Below are 23,893 nucleotides of genomic sequence, written 5' to 3'. Positions count from 1 at the left end.
AGCCATTATGCTTATTCCTCCTGTCCTGCAAGCGCTTCTTCAGCAACGGCAGATGCTTCTGCAGTAACAGGTGAGTAGCGATTGATTATTTCTATCGCTTTTTTTGCAGACATATTGCCGAAGGTATCTTCATCGATGACCATGACCGGTGCCAGGCCGCATGCACCGAGACAGCGCACTCCTTCGAGTGAGAATTTCTTGTCGTCTGTTGTCTCCCCAACATTGATCTTGAGCGTTTCCCTGATTTTGTCAACAACACCCTCGATCCCCTTGACGTAGCATGCGGTTCCGAGGCATACCCTGATATTATGATCGCCGCGGGGCTTCATGGTAAAGAACGAGTAGAAGGAGACAACGCTGTGAACCTCTGCCTGGGGTATATTCAGACCTTTTGCTACACGCTTCTGGACGATTGGCGGGAGATATCCCACAATTTCCTGCGCTCTCTGCAAAACGGGGATCAGGCATCCCGGCCTGTGGCGGTATTCGCGTATAACCCTGTCGAGCTCTGCCGCCATAGACGGCGGGAACTCCTCCGCGCCTTTTTCCTCCGCGGGTTTTCTTCCTTCAGCCCACTGCACAGCCCTTTTTGTAACATCAAGCAGAACCGAGGGGGTGAAAGGTTTCGGCACATAGTCTATGATGCCGAGGTCTATCGCCTCTTTCATGGTCTCCTGCGATGGATATCCCGTTATGATGACGATCCCGATATTCGGTCTGGATTTCTTGATCCACCGAATAAGCGTTATGCCGTCAACCTCCGGCATCTTCAGGTCAGTAAAGACCAGATCATAATTGCCCTGTTCCATCTTGAGGATCGCTTCCCGACCCCCAAGCGCCCCCTCTATCTGGTATCCTTCGCTCTTTAGTACCCGTTCGGCACTCTTGATGACAACGAGTTCGTCATCAACGACCAGGATCTTGGGTTCAGCAGCCATAAATCCTCCTCAATAGTAGTTCCATTAAATAGTTATCGGTTCTATGCGTGCAAGCCAGAGAAGCCATCCCTCGCTCAGGTTGTCCCGAACGAGAGCGCTCATGGCAGTGTTAGCGTGATGGTTGACTTCGGTAACCCTTCCTGTCATGGGAGCGATCAGATCATCTGTCTGGCCGCTGCTCGAAAGGATCTTGCCGAAGCTCTCGCCTGCCATGATCGTCCGCAGATTCTGAGGAAGTTCAATGGATGCGAGCTGACCGGCCAGGAGCCAGTAGCGTGCATCGCAGCCGACTTCCCATATGTTGTCCTTCAGCGGCCGTGCCCAGGTCCCTTCCTTATAGAACAGGACCGGGTTCTGGGTGTCGCGAAGATTGACGATGTCGTTTCTGAAATCATCGATGAACGCTTTCCTCAGTATCCATCCGCGGGTATCAAATACCTTTCGCGCAACGTTCAGCATGAAGTCAGGTGTAAATGGCTTTTCGATGAACTCAAAAGCGCCTAAACGGACGGACTCTTTTGCTTCGTCGAGTGTGGGGTACCCGGTGATAATCACCACGTCAAGCTTGGGCTGGACGATTTTTGTTTCGCGGAGCACCGAAATACCGTTCATGTCAGGCAGCCTTACGTCTGATATAAGAAGGTCGAACTCTTCATTGGATACCTTCTTGATGGCATCCTCTCCCTTATCAACCGTGATGATATTAAAACCCTCTGCACCGAGGATCCTCTTACAGCTCAGGGTTACGACAGGATCGTCGTCAAGAACCAGAATCTTCCCCTTACTTTTCATGACTGCCCTCCTTTAACGCTGCATGCTGATTTTGCACAAAAAAGAAAAAGCTTCACTTATTCCGTGCCTTAAAGACTTTTGTTACGGTCTCGACCAAAGAATCAGGTGTGAACGGTTTTTCGATATAGTCAAAGGCGCCGAGCTTAATCGCCTTTACGGCGGTTTCAACAGTCTGGTATCCCGTTACGATGACCACGTCTGTCTTCGGCCACTTCTCCTTGATAGTCCCCAGCACTTCTATCCCGTCCATGTTTGGCATTTTAAGATCAGTGAGTACGAGATCAAAGGTCTCTTCGTCAAGTATCTTGAGACCCTCCGGACCGTTTTTCGCCATTTTCAACTCATATCCTTCGGGGACAAGAGAGCGGCTGCAGCTTAAGCGTACAATGTCTTCATCATCGATGACAAGAATCTTTCCCCTGCTCATGCAGTCTCCTTCAGTGCCGGCAGCCAGATAAAGAAACTGGTGCCTTCACCGATTTTTGTGCTGATCGTGATCTTTCCGCCATGGTCCTGAATGATACCGTGGCTTACGGCGAGGCCAAGGCCTGTGCCTTTGCCGACAGGTTTTGTGGTGAAAAAGGGCTCAAAGATCTTTTCGAGCGCCTCGTCCTTGATCCCATGTCCTGTATCCCTGAACTCCACCTGGGCATAGTCCTCTCCATTGTCATTGACATTTGAGGTCGTTATGGTGATAGAACCCTTTCCTTCGCAGGCATCGGCAGCGTTAACGATCATGTTCAGGAAGACCTGCTGCAACTGGGGCGCGTCTGCCCGTACCATATTAAGTGAAGGATCCAGGTTCGAGGACAGCTTTATGTTGAAGAAGTCTGCCTTGTTCTTGACGATATTGAGCGTACTGTTGATTACGTCATTGATATTTGTCCTGGTCTTGTCTGCTGTTGTTGCGCGTGCAAAGCCCAGAAGCCCCTTGATGATATTGGAGCAACGGTTTGCCTGATCAATAATGACCTCGATATCTTCGCGGTCTTCCGTGCCTTCCGGAAACTTCTTCAGAAGGAGATGTCCGAAGGTCACAATGCCGGTAAGCGGACTGTTGATCTCATGAGCGACTCCTGCAGCCATCCTTCCCAGGGAGGCAAGTTTTTCCGAATGGATAAGCTGCTGCTGTGCCCGATGGATCGCCTCTGTTTTTTCCTGGACCTTCTTTTCAAGCGTGTTAGACCATTCCAGACGTTCGTTCTTTGCCTTCCTGAGTTCGTCGCTCATAGCATTAAACGTATTGGCGAGTTCGCCGATTTCGTCTTTTCGGTTGATATTAATTTTAAAGTCGAGATCGCCTGCCGCAACTTTTCTCATGCCCTGTGCGAGCATGGTAACAGGGGTAGATACAAAGTTCCAGAGGATGACACAGAGCGTGCCGGATATGACGATCGAAAAGGCAAGCACATAGATCGTGATGGCAATGCCCTGCTGTTTGATGCCGTGATCAAGGAGTTCGAGCGAAAGATCTGCCTCAACGAGGCCCAGGACACGCTGCTCCCTGGGATGCACATGGCACGAGGCATTGTAGCAGGCAGGCTCATTGTATATGGGCTGCACAATGTTCAGTATCCTGTAGTGCTCGCCTTTTGTGATTTTCCAGCTTGGCGTGTCTTTTGTCGGGCCCGAGGGAGGGTGGCATCTCAGGCAAAGGCCTGAGTTTTTGTCGAGGACGGTACCGATATGTTTTCTGTCAGATGCATAGGCAATTTTACCTCTGCTGTCGAAGATGCGGACATCCTGGATGCCTTCGGCTATGCCGACAGCCTCAACGGTCTGCTGGATGAGTGTGCCCTGTACCGTCAGCATGCCGTAGCGCGTGCTGTTTCTGATGTAATCGACGAAGGAATACCCGTATTTGACCGAACTTGCGATGAGCTCTTTTTCCTGATACTTAAAAAGAAACAGCCAGAAGAGCATGCTCCCGGCGATCATGAGCGTGCCGATTGTAAGTATGAGTTTCCCGGTCAGTGAGTGAAAAGACTTATTTACGAGCATCGCTAAAAAATTTATATCATTTACAACAATTAAAGCAAGAAAAAACCTAAAGCTGCAGTCCCATTTTTTTTGCTTGACTTATTAGTTTGGATGTCCTATAAAATTATACCGTTATGCCTGGAACTTTTATGCCTTCAGAATATTTGCCTGTACTCATCTTCCTGATGGTCGCTACTGCTTTTGGCATTGGTTCATTGCTCATCGGCGAACTGCTGCGCCTCAGGCGGCCGTATTCCGAAAAGCTCATGCCGTATGAATCCGGAAACGCTCCGGTTGGTTCGCCTCACATGCGGTTCTCAGTAAAGTTCTATATTATTGCCATGCTGTTTGTTGTGTTCGACGTTGAAGCAGTTTTTCTCTATCCCTGGGCAATAGTGTTCGACAAGATCGGACTTTATGCCTTCATAGAGATGCTCATCTTTATGGTGATTCTGCTGGTCGGCTACCTCTACGCATGGAGAAAGGAGGCCTTTGTATGGGACTGATCACTACCCTCAGCACACCTTCCCAATCGCTTGTCGAAGTTGAAGAAGGCGTAAAGATTCTTGCGCCGAACATACTTATCACATCGATGGACAAGCTGATCAACTGGGGAAGAAGTTCATCGTTGTGGCCCATGACGTTCGGCTTGGCCTGATGTGCCATCGAAATGATGGCCGTGTATGCCAGTCACAATGATCTAGACAGAATGGGAATCATCCCGAGAGGCTCTCCGAGGCAGTCGGACTTCATGTTTGTCGCCGGAACGGTGACGAAGAAGATGTCCGAGATAGTGAGGCGCGTCTATGACCAGATGCCAGAGCCGAGGTATGTAATTTCCGTAGGAAGTTGCGCAAACAGCGGAGGCATATTCAATACGTACAGCACCGTGCAGGGGTGTGATACATTCTTGCCGATCGACGTAGATATCCCCGGATGTCCGCCGCGTCCCGAGGCATTTATTGACGGAATTATCAAGCTTCAGGAGAAAATAAAAGCTGAGCAGTTCCGCTGGAGCCGCTGGAGATGATCCCGTGTATAGTGTCCGTTACTGAAAGAGACTGATTATAAAGAAACCATGGAAATATTGCAGATCGCAGATAAGATAAAAGATCGCTTTCCTGAAGAGGTCCTTGATATCAGGGAGTTCAGGGGGCAGGTCTCCGTAACGGTACGGAAGGGCAGAATTATGGAGATTGCCAGATTTCTTCATGATGATCCGGATCTTTTTTTTGACTTTCTTGTTGATCTGTGCGGCGTGGATTATCTCGGGAAAAAGGATGTGCGGTTCGAGGTGGTCTACCATCTGTTTTCCATGAAGCACCGGCATGCCCTGCGTGTCAAGGCAGAAGTCCCTGAAAATGATGCGAGAATTGATTCGGTCATGCCTGTATGGATCGGCGTGAACTGGCATGAACGTGAATGCTTTGATATGTTCGGTATTATCTTTGCCGGCCATCCTGACCTGAGAAGGGTGTTGCTGCCTGAGGACTGGGCAGGTTATCCGCTCAGGAAAGACTATCCAGTAAAAGGGCCTGCTGAAGAATGGAGCGGGTTTCTTGATGTTCTTGACCGGTCAAAAAAGTATAGACAATATGATTGGCAAGGTTAAGAATCGGTATCTGGCGGAATAGAACAGATAATTATGGAAGATATAGAAAAACCGTTTGAGACAAAAGAACTGACGATCAGCATGGGTCCGCAGCACCCGGCGACCCATGGCGTCCTGCGTCTTGTGCTCAACCTTCAGGGAGAAAATGTCATTAAGTGCACTCCTCACGTGGGATACCTTCACAGAGGCATAGAAAAACTTGGTGAGAACAAGACCTATTTTGCTGCTCTCCCCCTTACGGACAGGCTTGACTACATTTCTTCCATGAATAACAATGTGGGATATGTCGTTGCGGTGGAGAAACTTTTCGGTATAGAGGCGCCTGAGCGGGCAAAGTATATCAGGACCATCCTTGCCGAGATGGGAAGACTGTCAAGCCATATCGTCTGGCTCGGCACCCATGTCCTCGATATCGGTGCCACGACGCCGTTTCTGCATGCCATGGTGGCAAGGGAGAAAATTCTCGATCTTTTTGAGATGATCTGCGGTGCACGACTGACGGTCAGTTTTCCGCGTGTGGGCGGAATTCGCAACGATATCAGCCAGGAATTCCTTGATCAGCTTTATGCATTCATACTCGATTTTCCTTCAAAAATGGATGACTATGAGACGTTGGTGACGGAAAACAGAATCTGGAAGGAAAGGACTGTCGATATTGGTGTTATCTCCCTGGAGGAGGCCGTTAACTGGGGCCTTACCGGAGGGACACTCCGAGGTTCAGGCTCTGACTATGACGTGAGAAAATATTTTCCCTACGACGCCTACGATAAAGTCGATTTCGATATTCCGGTTGGGAAAAAGGGCGACTGCTATGACCGTTACCTCGTGAGGGTCGGCGAGATGAGGCAATCCATCAGAATCATCAAGCAGTGTATTGAGAACCTGCCTGCAGGACCTGTCATGGCAGATGCGCCGAAGTTTACGCTGCCGCCAAAGGATATGGTTCTCAAGGACATGGAGCATCTTATTCATCAGTTCATCCTGATCACCAAGGGCCCGACCGTGCCCGAAGGCGAGATTTATGTCGGCAGTGAGGTCCCCAAAGGTGAACTCGGCTTCTACTTCGTAAGCGATGGCACCGGAAAGCCTTACCGGATGAGGGTTCGTGCGCCATCTTTTGTACATGCATCGGCCCTTACAAGACTCTGTGAGGGTGGTATGATAGCAGACGTTATCGCCAATATCGGGACGATAGATATCGTTCTGGGTGAGTGCGACCGGTAATAACCAGAATTAAGACTGAGGTCAAAGAATCATAAGTTATGTTTAATGACGCATCGATAAAAGAGATCGAGGAGATCAGGACAAAATACCCCAGCAGCCGGGCAGCGCTTCTGCCGGCCCTTTATGTGGCGCAGCGGGAATTCGGCTGGCTCTCTCCTGAAGCATATGAGGCTGTCGCTGACCTGCTTAACGTTCCGAAAGCGACTGCCCGGGGTGTTGGGACGTTCTACGCAATGTATAAGCAGAAGCCGATGGGCAGACATCTCATACAGCTTTGCACAAATGTCTCCTGCATGATCCTTGGTGCGGAGAAACTTGTCGATTTTCTGAAAAATAAATATGGTATTGAGCCCGGAGGCGTATCGTCTGACGGCAGGTTTTCACTGGTCATTATGGAGTGCATCGGCGCTTGTGGTACAGCGCCGGCAATGTTGATAAACGACGATTTTTACGAGAATCTCAACGAAAATAACCTGGAAGAGATCCTGGGGAAATACCGATAAGGAATTATGGAAGCGGCACTCTTAAAAAATATAGAAAACCCGAACTCGGCGGATATCCTCGAATATAAGAAGGTCGGCGGGTACAAGGGAATCGCAAAGGCACTTGCGATGGAGCCCCAGCAGATCATTGATGAGGTGAAGCGTGCAGGGCTGAGAGGCCGCGGCGGAGCCGGGTTCCCCGTTGCGATGAAATGGACTTTTGCCGCTGCTGATCCGAAGTTCCCGAAATACCTGCTCTGCAATGCGGACGAGGGCGAGCCCGGAACCTTCAAGGACCGGCCGCTGCTTGAGAAGAACCCTCACATGCTTATCGAGGGCATGGCCATTTCAGGGCACGCGCTTAAGGCGGAATACGGGTATATATATCTGCGCGGCGAATACCCTGCAGCAAAGCATATTCTGAACAAGGCGATCAAACAGGCTTACGAAAACAATCTTCTTGGCGAAAATATATTGGGCAAAGGGATCACCTTTCACCTGGCGGTACACCAGGGAGCAGGGGCTTATATCTGCGGTGAAGAAACCGCGCTTATCGAGTCACTTGAAGGAGACAAGGGACAGCCGAGGATCAAGCCGCCGTTTCCGGTCAACGTCGGTGTTTTCTCAAAGCCGACGGTTGTCAATAATGTTGAGACCCTTTCGAATCTGCCCTATATCATGGAGATAGGCGGCGAGGCATATGCAAAGATCGGAACGCCGGATTGTCCTGGCCCGAAGATATTCTGTGTAAGCGGCCACGTGCAAAAACCGGGCGTGTACGAGCTTCCTATGGGAACAACGCTGAAGGATATTATCTTTACGCATTGCGGAGGCCTCAAGGGGGGGAAGAAGCTCAAGGCGGTGATCCCCGGAGGCATATCAACACCTGTGCTTCCGCCCGACAAGATAGACTGTCCTATGGATTTTGTGAACATGCCGAAACACGGCAGCATGCTTGGTTCAGGCGCGGTAATTGTTATGGACGAGACCGTCTGTCTGGTAAAGGTCTGCGCCAGGGCGCTTAAGTTCTTCGAGCATGAGTCCTGCGGCAAATGCACTCCGTGCCGTGAAGGAACGGGCTGGCTCAGGGCAATACTTGAGCGCATCGAGCAGGGCCACGGCACAGAGGGAGATATCGACCTGATGCTGTCTGTTGCCGGCAATATGCTTGGGAAAACCTTCTGCCCGCTTGGCGATGGCGCAGCCTGTGTTGTTCAAAATTTCATCAAACATTTCAGGCCGGAGTTCGAGGAGCATATCAAGGCAAAGAAATGCACGGTGAACGGATGAAAATGATAACAGTAACGATAAACGGGAAAGAAATCCCGCTTGAAAAAGCAGTGACCGTCCTTGAGGCAGCCCGCTCTGCAGGCATTAAAATACCGACGCTTTGTTATCACGAACAGCTCGAGAGATATGGCGGCTGCCGGCTCTGTCTCGTTGAAGTCGAGAAGATGCCGAGGCTGCAGACTGCCTGTACGCTTATGGTGACTGACGGCATGGTTGTCAGGACCGAGACGGAGCAGATTGCTGATGTGCGGCGCGGCATTCTTGAGTTTCTGCTGATCAATCATCCGCTCGATTGTCCTTACTGCGATAAGGCAGGCGAGTGTGATCTCCAGGACCTTGTTGAAAAATACGGCCCTGCAAAGGGAAGGTTCAAGGAGAAGAAGAGAAAGGTCAAGGAGAGCCTGGCAGACTCTGCGATCGTCAGAAACATGGAGCGCTGCGTCATGTGTACTCGGTGTGTCAGGATGTGCGAAGGCAAACAGGGTGCATCGGCCATTGCGGTCATTGACCGGGGCGGCCATTCACATATCGAGCCTTTCTCCGGCGGTAAATTTGACTGCGAATACTGCGGCAACTGCGTCTCGGTCTGTCCGGTAGGCGCCATCATGTCGAGGCTCCACAGACACAGTTACCGTCCCTGGCAGGTGAAGGAGCGGCACGAGACCGTATGCCCGTATTGCGGGGTTGGCTGTACGGTCGTAGCGCAGGTGCGCGATGATGTGATCATGCGCGTGGTCCCTAAGCTCGGTTCGGCGGTGAACAACGGCATGCTCTGCTCCCGCGGGAGATTCGGCTACGAATTTGTAGGCAGCAAGGACAGGCTTACCACTCCGCTCATCAGAAAAAACGGGACACTTATTGAGGCAACCTGGGAAGAGGCAATAACCCTTGTTGCGAAAAAGCTTGGCGATGTCAAAGCGACATCAGGCAGCCAGGCGATCGCAGGTATCGCTTCTCTACGCTGCACGAATGAGGACAACTATTTGTTTCAGAAGTTTATGCGTGTTGCAGTAGGCACGAACAATATAGACACAACAGCGCGGACCGGGTTTGCAGGTGCCCAGAGTTTTATTGAGAATATCTTTGGCCAGGGTGCAACAGCGAACATCATCTCAGGACTTGCAAACTCTGATACGGTCATGGTGATCGGCGGCGATCCGACAACGGTTAATCCTATTCTTGGTCTTCAGATCAGGGCTTGTGCAAGAAGAGATGGCAATGTTCTGACCATCGGAATGGTAGACGGCCTCAAGAACTTTAATCCTACGAAGCTTGTTCCCGATCTGCAGACAGAGGCAACCCTCCTGGAAGGGATTGTGTCAGCGCTCAGGGCAAAGAAAGGTCTGCCAGGATCAAATGCCGCCCTTGAGGAAAAAATAAAAGATATCGCGGTCACCGCTGATGAAGTCACCGAAAAGACCGGTGTAACGGAAAAGCAGCTCCAGGCGTTTGTCGACCTGCTTGCGGCAGCTGCAACCTTCAGTCTTGTTATCGGCAAAGATATTGTTCAGAGCACTGGAGGAAGCTATAAACTGCTTCTGCTTGCGGCGATAAACTACCTTGCCAACGGAAGAATCTACCTTCTCTCGGAAAAAGCCAATGAGCAGGGTGCCCTTGATATGGGCTGTGCGCCCGATATCCTTCCGGGACACCGGCCTGTTGCCTATCCCGAGTTCAGAAAGAAATGTGAGAATGTCTGGCATACTGAATTATCTGATAAGCCCGGTCTCAATCTCTTTGAGATGGTAGATGCTGCCCAGAAGGGAAGCCTCAAGGCTGTTTATGTTATGGGTGAAAACCCGCTCTGCAATATCCCCGATTCCGGCAGGGTTGAAGCAGCATTTAAAAAGCTCGACTTTCTGGTCGTGCAGGACATCTTCCTTACTGATACGGCAAAGCTCGCAGATGTTGTGCTCCCGGCGCTGAGCTGGGCAGAGAAGGACGGCACATTCACGAACATGGAGCGCAGGATACAGCGGGTGAGAAAGGCTGTGCATAGAGAGGGCTTGGAAGACTGGAAGATCATAGCTGAAATTTCGAAGAATATGGGATACAGTATGGACTATAGGGGCGCAGAAGATATTTTCCATGAGGCGGCAAAAGTGTCTCCTCTTCATCGGGGCCTGACCTATGAGGATATAGAGAATGGTGACAATATCTATCCCTACAAAGGTGAGCCGCTGCGCGACGCAAAGGAAGATATACAGGTTGACACGTTTTTACGTTCAGCAGTACCGGACAAGCTCTATCTGAAAATCGAAAAGCCGCTTTTCCATTCTGGCACGATGAGCACAAAAGCCCCGGCCCTGGTAAATATCTATCCCCAATCAGTGGCAAGAGTCAGCGCAGCGACAGCACAGGCCTTTTCACTTACCGAGGGGGATGTTGTGCGGGTCAAGACAAAAACAGGCTCCCTTGCCCTGTTTGTTGCCATTGAAAAGGACGGCGACAGTTCGTCAGTCAGGGTAGGCAACAACTTCGAAGGGAAGGGTGCCTTCAGGCTCACCGACTGCATACTTGATCAAATAACCAAGGCACCCTGTCTGGACGGTATAGAGATAACCATTGAAAAGGTGACTGCATGAACAGCTTCCTTGAGCCGATCCTTGCCCCCAATATCGGACTGATGTTGACCAATATTGTCATAATCCTTATCAAGGTTGCTATCGTTATCGGCATTACGCTTCTGCATGTAGCCTATGCCACGTATTGGGAGAGAAAAGTTATCGGGTTTATGCAGTTCAGACTTGGCCCCAGAGAGGTTGGCTGGTTTGGATTGTTGCAGCCTATTGCTGACGGCGTAAAGCTTTTTTTCAAGGAAGATATCATCCCGGCGACTGCGGACAAACCGATTTTCTATCTTGCTCCTGTTATCTTTTTCGTGTCAGCGCTCACTTCTCTTTCGGTATTGCCCTTTTTCGACGGTTTTGCTGTGGCCGACATCAATATCGGCATTCTTTTCCTCCTGGCCATGTCATCCCTCGGCGCTTATGGCATTGTGATGGCAGGGTGGTCTTCGGGATCGAAATATTCATTCCTTGGCGGCCTGAGGTCGGCCTCGCAGGTTATCAGTTATGAGATTGCGATGGGCCTGAGCCTGGTCGGCGTAATGATCATGTCCGGTTCGCTCAACCTTACCGAGATCGTGAAGGCACAGTACAACTATCCGACAGGTTTTTATGCCATTCCGCAGGTGCTCGGCTTCTTTGTCTTCTTTGTTGCCATGTTCGCAGAAACGAACAGGCTGCCCTTTGATCTTCCCGAGGCGGAAAGCGAACTGGTCGCCGGTTACTTTACCGAATACAGTGGCTTCAGGTTTGCCATGTTCTTTCTCGGTGAATACACCGGTATGCTCATTATGTCAGCCATAGGCACACTCTGTTTTCTTGGAGGATGGACATTGCCGAAGTTCATCATGGACCTTCTGCCTTTTCTGTCCCAGCTGCCGCCCATAGTCTGGGTTGTGGTATTTCTCGGCAAGGTTTACTTCTTCATGTTCCTCTACTACTGGGTAAGGGCAACGCTTCCACGGTACCGCTACGATCAGCTCATGAACATTGGATGGAAGGTCCTCATTCCGCTTGCCCTGGTGAATATTGTCATTACCGGCACGCTGAAGATCATGGGATGGTTCTGATGAAGAATTCATTGATAAAAATAATGTTTTTTACCGAGATACTGAAGGGCATGGCCCTCACGTTCAGGACGCTTTTCAAGCCGGCGGTGACACGCCGCTATCCGAAAGTAAAGGTGCCGGCCCAGCCAGGGTTCCGGGGTTTGCACGCGCTTGCGAAAGACAACACCGGAAGGATGAAGTGCGTGGGTTGCGGCCTCTGCGGGGCGTACTGCCCGTCGCAGTGCATTCACATTTATACGACAGAGGGCGAAGACCATAACAAGGTCGTTGACCGGTATGAGATCGATGTTGTCAGGTGCATCTTCTGCGGGTTTTGCGTTGAGGCCTGTCCCTTCGGCGCCATAACCCTGAGCGAGCACTATGAATATTCCAACTACTCCAGAGATGCATTTTATATGAACAAAGAAAAACTGCTCGGCAACTGGGACAAGTATTTTGAAGGTGAAAAAGGGAAACAGTATTTTAAGAAATTCTGGAGGCCCCTGACCGAAGACTTCAAAGGCGATCCTGCACAAGCAATGTTCAGTAAAATACCCGGAAAGGAAAAACGATAGGGATGCTGCAACAACTTTTCTTCGGCTATTATGCATTTACGATCATCGTACTGTCGTTGCTAGTCGTTACGCGGAAGAACCCGGTACATAGCGTGATGTGGATGCTGCTACTTTTTTTCCATATTGCCGGACTGTATCTTTTTCTGAATGCCGAGTTTATTGCAGCGATCCAGGTGATCGTCTATGCCGGTGCGATTCTGGTCCTGTTCCTTTTTGTTGTTCTGCTTCTCAATTTGAAAGAGGAGATTTCGATCAAGAGATTTGTCGGCTCCTGGCCAGCAGGACTTTTTGTTACCGGTCTGCTTTTTGTCTCGGTGGTGACCGCGCTTGGTTCTTATGTCAAGGGACCAATAGGTAAATATTCCATCGAAGCGGTCCGGAGCGAGACGCACACAAAGGCCCTGGGCAGGCTCCTGTATACCGAGTATCTGTTTCCCTTTGAAATAGCATCCCTGATCCTGCTTGTGGCTGTCATCGGTTCGATAGTTCTTGCAAAAAGGAAACTGAGGAGTTAATGATGGTTCCTTTGAACTGGTATCTGATCCTGAGCGCTGCAGTCTTCATGATAGGCATGTTCGGCTTCCTTACAAGGAAGAATGTTATCATCATGTTCATGTCGGTTGAGTTGATGCTGAACGCCGTGAATATCAGTCTGGTGTCGTTCAGCCATTATCTGCAGGATATGCGCGGCCATATCCTCGTATTTTTTATTATCACGGTTGCCGCAGCGGAAGCGGCAATAGGGCTTGCGATCATCCTTGCACTGTTTAGGAACAAGCAGACAGCACATGTCGACGAAATGAATGAGATGAAGGGATAGAATGATGACCAGTTATGCTCTGATACCGTTCCTGCCGCTTGCTGCTTTTGTAATCAACATTCTCCTGGGCAGGAAATATTTGAAGGAAAATGCTCACTGGGTATCTATCCTGGCGGTGGCGGGGTCCTGGGTGGTTGCGGTGATGGCACTTACGGAAGTGCTTTCCGGCGCAAAGATCAATTATGACGTATTTACCTGGATACTGTCCGGAGGATTTAAGGTATCGGTCGGATTTCTCATCGACCAACTTACGGTTGTAATGCTTATCGTGGTCACGACCTGTAGTATGCTGATCCATATATACTCGGTCGGGTACATGCATGGCGATCCAGGATATTACCGGTTCTTCTCTTATCTCAGCCTCTTCACCTTTTCGATGCTCATGCTCGTCATGGCCAATAACTTCCTCCAGCTCTATTTCGGATGGGAGGGCGTGGGGCTCTGTTCCTACTTCCTGATCGGCTATTATTTCAATAAGAAGTCGGCATCTGATGCAGGCAAGAAGGCGTTTATTGTGAACCGTTTCGGCGACTTCGGCTTCGGCATCGGTATTTTTATGATTTTCCTGACTTTTGGCAATGTATATTATGAGCCGGTCTTCAGCCAGGCAGCCAGCTTCGCTGACACAACCGTTAACTTCCTCGGCTTTGACGTGCATCTCATGACGCTTATCGCGCTCCTGCTCTTCTGCGGCTCTGTCGGAAAATCGGCGCAAATGCCGCTCCATGTCTGGCTGCCGGATGCCATGGAAGGACCTACGCCGGTCAGCGCGCTCATTCATGCCGCAACCATGGTCACTGCCGGTGTTTTTCTTGTTGCACGCTGCAGTCCCATATTCAGCCTTTCAGAGACAGCGCTGATGGTCGTTGCGCTCACCGGAGCGATAACCTCGCTCTTTGCTGCAACCATTGGTCTTGTGCAGAATGACCTCAAAAGGATCATTGCATACTCAACGGTTAGCCAGCTCGGGTATATGTTCCTGGCCTGCGGGGTCGGCGCGTATACTGCCGGTGTATTTCATCTGTACACCCACGCATTCTTTAAAGCGCTTCTTTTCCTCTGCGCAGGAAGCGTTATGCATGCCATGGGCGGAGAACTCAATATCCAGAAGATGGGGAATCTGAAAAAATATATGCCAATTACCTATATCACCATGCTGATAGCCTCGTTTAGTATCGCCGGTGTTCCCGGTCTTGCGGGGTTTTTCAGCAAGGACGAAATACTCTGGCTTGCCTATTCAGGCCCAAGCCCCGTCGGCAAGCTTGTCTGGCTCATGGGAACCATAGTGGCTTTTCTTACGGCATTTTATTCATTCCGGCTCATATTTCTTACATTTCATGGCTCGTTCCGCGGAACGCACGAGCAGGAGCATCATCTCCATGAGTCTCCCAAGGCTATGACTATTCCACTTATGCTGCTCTGTATCGGAGCTGTGGCGGCAGGCTGGGTGGGTATCCCGCATCTCGTTGGCGGCGGAGCTCATTTTACCGAGTTTATGAAACCGGTGTTGGGCCATCCTGAAGGGCACGGTACGCACGCAGAGGAGTGGATGGTCATGGGTATATCCGTGCTTGTAGGATTTGCGGGTATCGGCCTTGCCTATTTCATGTATATGGTAAGACCCGAATTGCCTGCGCGGATCGCTCAGCAGTTCAGTGCAGTCCACCGGGTCCTCTTCAACAAATACTATGTCGATGAGCTCTACGATTTCATACTAATCAGGCCGACGATCTGGATCGCAAAGAATGTTCTTATCGGGATCACGGACGCACGCATTATCGAGGCTATTGTCAATGGTGTGCCGAGTGCTATTGCTGCCTTCAGTTCAGGCTTGAGGCGAATTCAGACAGGGCTTATGCAGCACTACGCGACCATCATGGCTACCGGCATCCTGCTGATTATCGTCATGATGCTCCTGAGGTAGATTATGGAACAGACGATGAATAACGCATTGGGATTTCCGATTCTGAGCATGCTGATCTGCTGGCCGCTGGTCGGAGCAGCCTGTATTTTGTTTATTAACCGGACGAATGAGAGGGCGATCAAGATGGTGAGCCTCCTGTACAGTGTCGCGACGTTTCTCCTCTCGATATTTCTCTTTACCCATTTTGATAAATCAACACATATGATGCAGTTTGTTGAGCGGTATGCATGGATACCGTATCTGAATATGAATTACCATCTTGGTCTTGACGGCATCAGTGTTCTTTTTGTTCTCCTTGCAACGCTCGTTACGATCCTATGCGTGCTGATCTCATGGGAATCGGTCAGGATAAAGACAAAGGAATTTTTCATCTGCCTCCTGATACTCGAAAGCGCAATGATCGGGGTCTTTTGCTCTCTTGATTTCATGCTCTTTTATCTGTTTTGGGAGGCGATGCTTATTCCGATGTACCTGCTCATCGGCGTATGGGGTGGCCCAAACAGGGTATATGCTGCAATAAAGTTTTTTCTGTACACGCTTGTCGGGAGTGTGCTGATGCTTGTCGGCATCATCGTTCTCTATTTCTATGCGGGCAGGACTTTCAATATCCTCGAGCTTATGACGAAGGCTTATCCCTACAAGCTCCAATTGATGCTCTTCTGGGCATTTTTCGCAGCATTTGCGGTGAAAGTGCCGATGTTCCCGGTGCATACCTGGCTGCCTGATGCCCACACCGAGGCGCCGACTGCAGGCAGTGTTATCCTTGCCGCAGTGCTTATCAAGATGGGGGCATACGGTTTTCTCAGATTCTCCCTGCCGCTTCTTCCTGATGCTTCCCGGGAGATGGCGCCAATCATGCTGGCTCTCTCCGTAATAGCCATTATTTACGGCGGCATTATCTGCCTTGCACAAACAGACCTGAAAAGGCTTATCGCATACAGTTCTGTAAGCCACATGGGGTTTGTTACCCTGGGGATCTTTGCACTGAACACGCAGGGAGTTGAGGGCGGAATACTGCAGATGCTGAATCACGGTATCGTCACCGGAGCCCTCTTCCTCAGTGTGGGCATCATATATGAAAGGACACATACCAGGGTGATCGCTGATTACGGAGGTGTTGCCTCAGTGATGCCGATATACGCATCGCTTTTTATTGTCTTTACGTTTGCGTCCATAGGGTTGCCGGCAACGAACGGCTTTGTGGGAGAGTTCCTCATTCTACTGGGCGGGTTTAAGGCAAGCCAGTGGGCCGGGGTGCTTTCGGCAACAGGTATTATCATAGGTGCGGGTTATATGCTCTGGCTTTATCAGCGGGTATTTTTTATGGAGACGAGCCAAAAAGTTGCAGGACTTCAGGACATAACCGCGAGGGAACTGCTTACGCTTCTTCCGATGGTTATCCTGATATTCTGGATTGGCATATTCCCCAACACATATCTGAGTTTCATGCACCCGACAGTCCAGCACCTTCTTGAGAGGGTGAACGGTGGAAGTGCGCCGGCAGTAGCAGTCAATAGCATCATACAGATTCTGAGATGAGACCGGAGGATTACGATAGATGCCCCTGATAATGCCTGACCTTAAGCCGGTGTTGCCTGAGATCGTGATGGTTGTTATGGCAATCGCCATGCTCATGACGGACCTTGTGATCAAGCGCAAGGAGACGATCGGATTCCTTACGATTGTCTCTGCCGGAGCGGCTTTTTTTGCGCTTATAGGCTCAATGGGTTCCACTTTCGGCGGCATGTATATCTCTGATGGGTACAGCTCCTTCTTCAAGGTTATCTTTTTCGTCAATCTGATTCTCACGGTTCTCATGTCGTCGAAATACCTTGAGACCCTGAAGATCAATTTCGGCGAATATTATAGCCTCATCATTTTTGCCACGCTTGGAATGATGCTTATGGCGTCTGCTGCGGATATCATCGTTCTGTATCTTGGCCTTGAGCTAATGGCTCTGAGCACGTATATCCTTGCCGGTTTTATCCGCTATGATATCAAGTCGAACGAAGCCGCAATGAAATACCTGCTTCTTGGAGCGTTTGCCTCGGCGATACTCCTGTATGGAACATCCATGATCTACGGCCTAACCGGCACGACAAACCTCAGGGATATCGCGGCATATATTGCCAAAAACAATCTTGTTTCAAATCCCGTGCTTATGCTTTCGATGATCCTTTTTGCCGTTGCCTTTTCCTTCAAGATCGCTGCAGTGCCGTTTCATATGTGGGCACCCGATGCTTACGAAGGCGCACCTACCCCCATTACGGCATTCATGTCAGTTGGGCCAAAGGCAGCAGGGTTTGCAGTCTTGGGCAGAGTCTTTTTGACGGCATTCGGCCCTGCTCATATGGACTGGGCGGCGATATTCATCCCGATAGCGATCCTCACCATGGCAGTCGGAAATATCGTTGCTCTTTCACAGACCAATATCAAGAGGATGTTGGCATATTCTTCGATCGCACATGCCGGCTACATGCTCCTTGGTGTTATCTCAGGCACCCCTGATGGCATGGCGAGTATGCTCAACTATATGTTCATCTATGCATTCATGAACATAGGAGCCTTTGCCATTGTTACCATGCTCAGAACCGAAGGGTTCAAAGGAGAAGAGATAACTGATTATGAGGGACTTGCCAAGACGCATCCTGTTGCCGCGGCCCTTATGCTTGTCTTCATGTTCTCCCTTACCGGTATACCACCGATGGCGGGCTTTATGGGCAAATTCTACCTCTTTATGTCTGCGATCAGTGCCGGGTACACCTGGCTTGTTATCGTAGCGGTTCTGTTCAGCGCAATATCGGCCTTTTTTTATCTCAGAATCGTGATGCTCATGTATATGAAAGAGCCGAAGGAGACGGTGCAACTGAACAGTTCACCGGGGTTGGCACTGGCGCTCGCAGTGACTGTTATTGCGGTGCTCTTCATCGGTATACTGCCGTCAAAATTCCTTATGTTCGCCAGACTCGCAGTCTCTATGTTTTAATTTCCTGCCAAAGTATTTCCGGATTTTAGCGAAAATGTAGTATTTTTTGCTGCAAAGCCCCGGATTCCGAAGACAATAAGGCCATCGCGAAGTATCTGAGCATTACTGTTTGATTGTATCGATGGCGCTATTTTCCCTTTCAACCTCGCTGTTTGACTTGTATCGGTTGGTGTGATACTCTAATTGAGAGCATTATTATCCTGATTACTTGGGGGTCTTGAGATGGCGGCAACTGCGGGCAATGACGAGCCCATTAAGATAGACAATGGGGTCTACTGGGTTGGGGATTCGGCGAATTCTCTTCTCAATCGGAATATTTACCTGAGGGTCTTTCAGGGTGAAGGGAAGACCCTGAATATGGTGATTGACCCAGGTCCGCCCGTTGATCTTGAAACCATGGCCAGGAAGGTTGCCTCGGTGATTGGTAATATCTCCAAGGTCCAGATGGTCTACGTTAACCACCAAGACCCGGATGTCGGAGCCAATACGACGTATCTGGCGAGGCTCAACCCTAAGCTCCTGACGCTTATGACCGAGGACACGTGGCGTCTTGTCCAGTTTTTCGGATTGGACCAGAAGAACTTCCGCGCAGTCGAGCGATTCAAGAATTTGAGAGTGAACCTGCCGACGGGCCATCTGCTTCAGTTTATCCCGACCCCTTTCTGCCACTTCAGGGGCGCTTGCATGGTGTATGATCTGGAGACGAGAATTCTCTTTTCCGGCGATCTGTTCGGCGGTATCGCGTCGACTGATCTGACGGCTACCGAAGCCAACTGGGCAGGAATCAAGGCCTTCCATCAACTCTACATGCCGAGTAATGACGCTCTTCGCCTTGCAGTCCGGCGCATAAGGGAACTCCAGCCCCCGCCACTGATGATTGCACCGCAGCACGGGGGTATTATCAAAGGTCAGTTGATAGAGGAATTTCTCGAAAAAATGAATTCACTGAGCGTTGGCCTTGATATCATCGCCGGAATGGGTGACCGAATACCGCTCATCATTGATGCGGTCAACGAGATCATTGCCTCTGCCAGGGAAGTGATCGGAGAGGACAAGGTTGAACGTGTGATGCGGGTCTTCCATCCCGATGGAAGCTATCCGGCCATCTTTGCGCTGAGCCGGGACAATCGTGTGACCGATATCAAGGCCGATCCAATAGAGGCTGTTGAGGCACTGACAAAGCTGGTATTTAGATCTTCGACAGAAAAGGAAAAAAATCTTTTACAGCTCAGGATATTGAAGATATTCCTCGACCGGAACCTGCCTCCTCTCGACGTCGCGCTCTCAGGAGAAGAAACCGCAGGCGTCGAACTAACCGAGGGCTGAGCCCAATCGGATTCGGATTAGGGCAAGTTCCTTGACTCTGGCGCTAATTATGTATTGTTCGGTTGCTTTTTCCCTGTCAAGCCCAGTAAACTAAGAGTCTGTAGTCACTCCTGGCGGTAAATCCCGGAAATGCACTTCTATGCAATAGTTTTGCCCGTTTACGGCCATGGAGATAATTCAAACAAAATGAGGTATCAATGAAACGCGAGAATTTGAGAAACATAGCAATTATAGCCCACGTTGACCATGGCAAGACTACGCTGGTTGACGGCATGCTCAGGCAGTCCGGTACCTTTCGTGAGAACGAGAGGGTGCAGGACAGGGTCATGGACAATATTGATCTGGAGCGCGAGCGTGGTATTACGATCATGGCAAAAAATACCGCCGTGGACTATCAGGGCACGAGGATCAATATCATCGACACCCCGGGCCATGCTGATTTTGGCGGCGAAGTTGAGCGGACACTCAAGATGGTTGATGGCGTTCTTCTCCTTGTTGACGCCTCAGAAGGTCCGCTGCCCCAGACGCGGTTTGTGCTGAAGAAGGCGCTTGAACTGAACCTCCCGCCGATAATCGTGGTCAACAAGATAGACAGGCCTGATGCCCGCATTCAGGATGTGCTGAACGAGGTCTACGATCTCTTTATCGACCTCGATGCAACCGAGGACCAGCTCGATTTCCCTATTGCTTACACCAACGCAAAGCTGGGCACGGCAAAGCTTGACCTCAACGAAGAAAATGTAGACCTGAAACCGCTTTTTGATCTTATATTGAACACAATTCCCGCTCCTGAGGGAGACGAAAACGGCGTGCTTCAGCTTTTGGTTACGAACATCGACTATAACGACTATGTCGGCAGGCTTGCGATCGCAAGGGTCTTTTCCGGCACCGTAAAGGTTGGAGAATGGGTGGCTGTTGTTAACAGTGACGGAGAGACCGTCAAGACAAAAGTGACACAGCTCTATGGTTTTCAGGGCCTTGACCGTGTTGATATCAAAGAGGCCTCAGTGGGCGATATTGTGGCGCTGGCAGGTATCGAAGGCATAAATATCGGCGATACCATTACAAATATCGATAACCCGAAGCCTCTTCCGCGCATCACGGTTGATGAACCGACCATATCCATGGTCTTTGCGGTAAACACTTCCCCCTTTGCAGGGAAGGAAGGAAAATATGTAACGTCAAGAAACATCCGGGAGCGACTCGAAAAAGAGCTTCTCTATAATGTTTCGATCAAGGTCGATTTTAGTAACATGGACGCATTCAGGGTTATGGGCAGGGGTGAGCTTCAGCTTGCGATTCTGATCGAGATGATGAGGAGGGAAGGGTATGAGCTTTCCGTTTCCATGCCAGAGACCATCACAAAAGAGATCGCCGGAAAAGTGCATGAGCCGATGGAAATGCTGGTGATAGATGTGCCCGAGGAATATGTCGGCGTTGTTACCCAGCAGGCAGGCATGCGTAGGGGAAGGATGCAGAAGATGCAGAATAACGGCCATGGAAGAGTCAGAGTTGAGTTCAGGATACCTTCGCGCGGCCTTATCGGGTTCCGTTCCCAGTTTCTGACGGACACGCGCGGCACAGGCCTTCTGAACCACCTCTTTGATGGTTACGAGCCCTGGCAGGGGCCCATATCAAAGCGTACGACAGGCGCTCTTGTTTCAGACAGGTCAGGCAAGACAACCACCTACGCTCTTTTCCATCTCCAGCCCCGTGGCACGCTTTTCGTCCAGGAAAATATCCCGGTATATGAAGGCATGATCATCGGCGAGAATTCCCGGGACAATGACCTTGACGTAAACGTTATCAAGGAAAAGAAGATGACGAATATGCGGGCATCCGGAGCGGATGAGGCTCTTCAGCTTATACCGCAGAAACATATGAGCCTTGAGCAGGCGATAGAATTCCTCAAGGAAGACGAGCTTGTTGAGATAACGCCTCAGTCCATAAGACTCAGGAAAAAGGTGCTCCAGGCAGGTAAAAGGCCCCGTCATAAAGACACCGGCTCCTGATCATCAGGAATAGTTCGAAAGCAGGCCTCTGCTAACGCGCAGTAAGGCCAGAGGTAGTGAGGGAAAGGCTCTTACGGTCTTCGTTGGACGATAAAGCTTGGATTGAGAAGATTTTCTTTATTGTAGGACAGAAGCTCCTGCGAGCCTGCCCTGAGTACCCTGCCGCCTGCCTGTTCCACAATTGCCTGTCCTGCCGCAGTGTCCCATTCCATGGTAGGGCCAAACCGCGGATACACGTCTGCCTTGCCTTCGGCGATGAGACAGAACTTCAGTGAACTCCCTGCGGCCAGAAAAACTACCTCATTATATCCGGTCTTCAGATCGGTTATGAACTGCTCGGTTTCAATCGACATATGAGAACGGCTGCCGATGACAGTGGTACGTGATCGGGGCGACGCGTGGCCTGCAGATTGAGAGGCAAGGGGAAGGCGGAAAGATATTTTCAGCAGACCTTCAATCGATGCCGGGATTTCAGCATCGCATGATTCGAGCTTGTATGAACCCAGCCCCTGAGCAGCGTAATAGAAAATATTCTTCACCGGTATGTATATTACCCCGAGCAAAGGTAATCCGTTTTGAATCAATGCAATGTTCACGGTGAATTCGCCATTGCGTTTGACAAATTCCTTTGTACCATCAAGAGGATCGACAAGCCAGAAGCTATCCCAGTTTTTCCTCTCATCATAAGCGATGTTCCTTCCCTCTTCGCTCAGCAGGGGAAGCGGCCAGTCACGGAGGGCGGCAAGCCGACCAGCGATGATCATGTGCGAACGCTTATCGGCCAGAGTAAGAGGACTTTTGTCGTCCTTTTGTTCGACCGCAAAGTCGGAATTATAGACATCGAGGATTGCCAGGCCCGCTTCCAGGGATATTCTGAGCAATTCCGGAAGAACAGAAAAGAGTTTTTCGTTGGCAAATGAGCTATTGAATCCTTTGGCAGTTCCTGAAGCCTGCCCTTAATGGTGCTCTCCGGTATATTGACCGCTCCCAGTATCATGCCGTTCATCGCCTCATCAGATTCCCTGACATCAAGAATAAGCTTATCATGAGAGCCTTGTTCTGCAATCGCCTTAAATTCTTCAATTGCAATTTCACCCGGACGGGGCTTGGGAAGATACGATATGGTTGAAGCGAGCTTGCCTGTTTCTGTCTTGCCGTCATCCTTTATCCAGGCAGCAATGCCGCCGTTTAACAGCGAAGTATTACCGAATCCCCATGCCCTGACTGTCCTGAAGGCTTCTTCGTCAAGTTTGTCTGCATAGAGGATAATCGGTGCCGACTTGTCAGCCGGGAACTTATCTTTTGCTGCTGCCAGATCTTTAGGAACAATCGAGACTGCCCCCGGGATATAGCCATTCTGGGCTTCCCTTGCATCCCGAAGGTCGATAAGTACATGAGCAATGTCCTTATCCAAAAGCTCTTTAAGCGCTGAAGGTTCTGAGACTAAAAGATTTCCTGCCTTTTTCCATGCAGGCATGCCGTCATGAAAAACCTTTACTTTGGTATAGCCTGCTGCTTCTGCCCGACGGGCAGACTCTGGGCTCAATCTTCAGGTAACGCCGCCGCAGTAGAAGATAATGAGTATGTCCTTCTCTTTTGGCAGTAATTTGTCTTTCAGTTCATTGAATTTCGTATTGTCGAGTGATATTGCATGGGGGATATGGCCCTCATTGAACCTTGGTTTCGGCCTAGAATCAATGAGCATATAGCCGCCTTTTTCAGGACCCATTGCGACGAGTTTTGACAGTTCATCAGCAGGCACAAGCTTTTCCGGGGCTACCTTTGCCGGCGGCTTTACCGAGAGGCTTACTGCGTAAGGTTTCTTCTCATCTCCGGTGAACTTGATGCCAATCTCTTTATCCTTGGAGATTGATGAGAGTTTGTCGGCGCCGGTGATCTTCAGGTCTTCGCCATATTTAATGATCCATACGAGCTTCTGGCCCACCTGAACATTAATGGTCTTGAACTTCTCTGAAACCGATACCAGCGTGCCCCTTACCAGGTCTTTTTCGGACTGATGACACTGCTTGCATGGAGCCAAAACGGTAGGCTTTTCTGCAAGTGACAGCCCGGCAGTTCCAAAAAGAACTATTGCCGCTACTAAAGACACAACAGATAATCGCAGCATCTTGATAACCATAAATAACCTCCAACCTAAAATTGTGAATATAAGTTAAGTTTATTCGATACTCATTAACTTGTCAATACGAAAGCTGGGCCTACGGTCATGCGTTTCAGGTCTATAGCAAAGAGCTGCAAATATTGCCAGTGATACAGAAAAAACATCTTGAATTTATTGGTAAAATAGGGAAAATA

General features: G+C 50.0%; 19 protein-coding genes and 2 pseudogenes. 15 read left to right on the top strand and 6 right to left on the bottom strand.

Going from position 1 to position 23,893, the window contains the following annotated elements:
- Positions 1 to 11: 11 nt before the first annotated feature.
- The 4 genes from HZB31_02660 to HZB31_02645 are packed head-to-tail and all read right to left on the bottom strand — an operon-like array spanning position 12 to position 3,731.
- The gene (locus tag HZB31_02660) at positions 12 to 938 is read right to left on the bottom strand and encodes an NAD(P)H-dependent oxidoreductase subunit E (GenBank protein ID MBI5846839.1); all 927 of its coding nucleotides are present in this window, start codon (positions 936 to 938) and stop codon (positions 12 to 14) included.
- A 24-nt stretch (positions 939 to 962) separates the two neighbouring features.
- Complete coding sequence (locus tag HZB31_02655) at positions 963 to 1,730, bottom strand: response regulator (GenBank protein MBI5846838.1); 768 nt, start codon at positions 1,728 to 1,730, stop codon at positions 963 to 965.
- A 52-nt stretch (positions 1,731 to 1,782) separates the two neighbouring features.
- Positions 1,783 to 2,157, bottom strand: a complete 375-nt coding sequence (locus tag HZB31_02650) for a sigma-54-dependent Fis family transcriptional regulator (protein MBI5846837.1) — start codon at positions 2,155 to 2,157, stop codon at positions 1,783 to 1,785.
- Entirely contained in the window at positions 2,154 to 3,731 is a 1,578-nt protein-coding gene (locus tag HZB31_02645) for a HAMP domain-containing protein (protein MBI5846836.1), read from the bottom strand. The genes HZB31_02650 and HZB31_02645 overlap by 4 nt, the downstream gene beginning before the upstream one ends.
- Positions 3,732 to 3,859: 128 nt before the next feature.
- Here HZB31_02645 and ndhC point away from each other — a divergent pair, with 128 nt between their 5' ends.
- The 15 genes and pseudogenes from ndhC (at position 3,860) to typA (ending at position 21,577) form a co-directional block, all read left to right on the top strand.
- A complete protein-coding gene (gene ndhC, locus HZB31_02640) occupies positions 3,860 to 4,216 on the top strand; it encodes an NADH-quinone oxidoreductase subunit A (GenBank protein ID MBI5846835.1) in 357 nt (118 codons plus the stop codon).
- Positions 4,186 to 4,740 (top strand): annotated as a pseudogene (locus HZB31_02635) (NADH-quinone oxidoreductase subunit B). The gene ndhC and the pseudogene HZB31_02635 overlap by 31 nt, the downstream one beginning before the upstream one ends.
- A 48-nt stretch (positions 4,741 to 4,788) precedes the next feature.
- Positions 4,789 to 6,546, top strand: a pseudogene (locus HZB31_02630) (NADH-quinone oxidoreductase subunit D).
- A gap of 38 nt (positions 6,547 to 6,584) precedes the next feature.
- Complete coding sequence (gene nuoE, locus HZB31_02625; protein MBI5846834.1) at positions 6,585 to 7,049, top strand: NADH-quinone oxidoreductase subunit NuoE; 465 nt, start codon at positions 6,585 to 6,587, stop codon at positions 7,047 to 7,049.
- A gap of 3 nt (positions 7,050 to 7,052) precedes the next feature.
- Entirely contained in the window at positions 7,053 to 8,318 is a 1,266-nt protein-coding gene (gene nuoF, locus HZB31_02620) for an NADH-quinone oxidoreductase subunit NuoF (protein MBI5846833.1), read from the top strand.
- Positions 8,315 to 10,903: an NADH-quinone oxidoreductase subunit NuoG gene (nuoG, locus tag HZB31_02615; protein ID MBI5846832.1), complete on the top strand. Its 2,589-nt coding sequence runs from the start codon at positions 8,315 to 8,317 to the stop codon at positions 10,901 to 10,903. Before nuoF ends, nuoG begins: the two co-directional genes overlap by 4 nt.
- Before the next feature lie 41 nt (positions 10,904 to 10,944).
- Positions 10,945 to 11,955: an NADH-quinone oxidoreductase subunit NuoH gene (nuoH, locus tag HZB31_02610; protein MBI5846831.1), complete on the top strand. Its 1,011-nt coding sequence runs from the start codon at positions 10,945 to 10,947 to the stop codon at positions 11,953 to 11,955.
- Positions 11,955 to 12,509 carry an NADH-quinone oxidoreductase subunit NuoI gene (gene nuoI, locus HZB31_02605; GenBank protein ID MBI5846830.1) on the top strand — a complete coding sequence of 185 codons (555 nt, stop codon included), beginning with the start codon at positions 11,955 to 11,957 and terminating at the stop codon, positions 12,507 to 12,509. Before nuoH ends, nuoI begins: the two co-directional genes overlap by 1 nt.
- Before the next feature lie 2 nt (positions 12,510 to 12,511).
- On the top strand, positions 12,512 to 13,024 hold the full coding sequence (locus HZB31_02600; protein ID MBI5846829.1) for an NADH-quinone oxidoreductase subunit J: 513 nt from the start codon (positions 12,512 to 12,514) through the stop codon (positions 13,022 to 13,024).
- 2 nt (positions 13,025 to 13,026) lie between these two features.
- Positions 13,027 to 13,329 (top strand): NADH-quinone oxidoreductase subunit NuoK, encoded by a 303-nt coding sequence (nuoK, locus tag HZB31_02595; protein MBI5846828.1) that lies wholly within the window; start codon positions 13,027 to 13,029, stop codon positions 13,327 to 13,329.
- A 4-nt stretch (positions 13,330 to 13,333) separates the two neighbouring features.
- Complete coding sequence (nuoL, locus tag HZB31_02590) at positions 13,334 to 15,253, top strand: NADH-quinone oxidoreductase subunit L (protein ID MBI5846827.1); 1,920 nt, start codon at positions 13,334 to 13,336, stop codon at positions 15,251 to 15,253.
- Positions 15,254 to 15,256: 3 nt separating this feature from the next.
- The gene (locus HZB31_02585) at positions 15,257 to 16,792 is read left to right on the top strand and encodes an NADH-quinone oxidoreductase subunit M (GenBank protein ID MBI5846826.1); all 1,536 of its coding nucleotides are present in this window, start codon (positions 15,257 to 15,259) and stop codon (positions 16,790 to 16,792) included.
- Between the two features lie 19 nt (positions 16,793 to 16,811).
- Positions 16,812 to 18,239 (top strand): NADH-quinone oxidoreductase subunit N, encoded by a 1,428-nt coding sequence (locus tag HZB31_02580; GenBank protein ID MBI5846825.1) that lies wholly within the window; start codon positions 16,812 to 16,814, stop codon positions 18,237 to 18,239.
- Between the two features lie 222 nt (positions 18,240 to 18,461).
- A complete protein-coding gene (locus HZB31_02575; protein MBI5846824.1) occupies positions 18,462 to 19,565 on the top strand; it encodes an MBL fold hydrolase in 1,104 nt (367 codons plus the stop codon).
- Between the two features lie 197 nt (positions 19,566 to 19,762).
- The gene (gene typA / locus HZB31_02570) at positions 19,763 to 21,577 is read left to right on the top strand and encodes a translational GTPase TypA (GenBank protein ID MBI5846823.1); all 1,815 of its coding nucleotides are present in this window, start codon (positions 19,763 to 19,765) and stop codon (positions 21,575 to 21,577) included.
- A gap of 71 nt (positions 21,578 to 21,648) precedes the next feature.
- On the opposite strand, the gene cysQ is transcribed toward typA, so the two are convergent.
- Together cysQ and HZB31_02560 are read right to left on the bottom strand one after the other, a co-directional pair.
- Positions 21,649 to 22,458 (bottom strand): 3'(2'),5'-bisphosphate nucleotidase CysQ, encoded by an 810-nt coding sequence (cysQ, locus tag HZB31_02565; GenBank protein MBI5846822.1) that lies wholly within the window; start codon positions 22,456 to 22,458, stop codon positions 21,649 to 21,651.
- Positions 22,459 to 23,126: 668 nt separating this feature from the next.
- Positions 23,127 to 23,717: a rhodanese-like domain-containing protein gene (locus HZB31_02560; GenBank protein MBI5846821.1), complete on the bottom strand. Its 591-nt coding sequence runs from the start codon at positions 23,715 to 23,717 to the stop codon at positions 23,127 to 23,129.
- Between the last annotated feature and the right edge of the window lie 176 nt (positions 23,718 to 23,893).

It is taken from the genome of Nitrospirota bacterium (genome assembly GCA_016235245.1).
In the GTDB taxonomy this organism is placed as follows: domain Bacteria; phylum Nitrospirota; class Thermodesulfovibrionia; order Thermodesulfovibrionales; family UBA6898; genus UBA6898.
Note: the sequence above shows the minus strand (reverse complement) of the source record. Positions and strands in the feature narration are given on the sequence as shown.